The following is a 1081-nucleotide window of genomic DNA, read 5'->3' as shown; positions in this document are numbered from 1 at the left end:
TATATGTATGTTTAATAATTAAAGTGAAAATAATTTACAGGGTTTAATAATATAAAAATAAAGGTATAGAAAAGCTATAAATAGGAAAGTGGTTGTACGTTTAATTAAAATGCTCTTATAATAAAAATCTAGGTTTTTTCCAACAACAATAAATATTATGTCGCAAAGCAAAAATTAAATTGGATATTTTTGATTTAATTATATATAAATAGCAGGATAAATAGTGGAGATAAATAAAACGTATTATAAAAATGTAGTGATGTTAATGAATGACGAAATTAGAATTTCATAAAAAAGAACACTGTTACACAGTGTCCTAAATTATTATAAGAGCTGTATGAGGAAATTTAATTAGCTGGATTTAAGTTTCTCTATCATATATGAAAAGGTTTCTAATGATCTGTTATCTTTTTAAATTAGATTTAATGAGTATTCATATGTCTTGAAATCATCTTTGAAAATATCTTTGACCAATTGAATTGTTTCTTCATCATAAAAACTATCGTAGGTGGGATGTCTTGGGAATAAAGGATCAGTAATATCCCCATCTGCATATGTCCCCTTGTAAACTGCTAATTTGTTTTGGTGGTGCCACGAGTTAATCAATCCATTTAGAGGAGATTTTTTTAATCCGTATTTGTCTTCTAAATTAGAAAGTTCCGTAGAGAGATTCTCCAGGTAAATATAATTTGTTACAAACTCTTCTTCTCCTTGTATATACTGTGGTGTGAAGTGTGGATTTACGCCCTCAAAATCCGGTGCATGTGCTTTTAAATAGTACAAGTAAAGTTTAAAGGAAATTCTTTTATTACAGGATTCATCACCATAAAGATAACGACGGATGTGCTTCCATTCAATGGATTCGTAATACGGAGCAGGAATCAGAGAAATAAAGGAGCTTACGGCCCTTTTGAAGGGATTTCTTACTAATTTATAGGTGTCTTTTTCTTTTTTTTGTAATGCATTGGCTAAATCAATGAAATAAGGTATGGAGTTTTTATAAATTTCAAATTCATAGTGATGAACAAAGGGATTATATTTAACCGCTTCTTTAAAAAAATTAATGTGATAAAAGAACCAA

General features: G+C 28.6%; 1 protein-coding gene. It reads right to left on the bottom strand.

Annotated elements, in window-relative coordinates:
- Positions 1 to 411 precede the first annotated feature (411 nt).
- Positions 412 to 1081: sulfotransferase family 2 domain-containing protein (locus KVT34_RS29500; protein ID WP_217563216.1), on the bottom strand; the 670-nt coding region annotated here is incomplete at its 5' end.

The organism is Paenibacillus sp. GbtcB18, assembly GCF_019091125.1.
In the GTDB taxonomy this organism is placed as follows: domain Bacteria; phylum Bacillota; class Bacilli; order Paenibacillales; family NBRC-103111; genus Paenibacillus_F; species Paenibacillus_F chitinolyticus.
The sequence above is the reverse complement of the archived record's forward strand: the minus strand, read 5'-3'. Positions and strand labels throughout refer to the sequence as shown.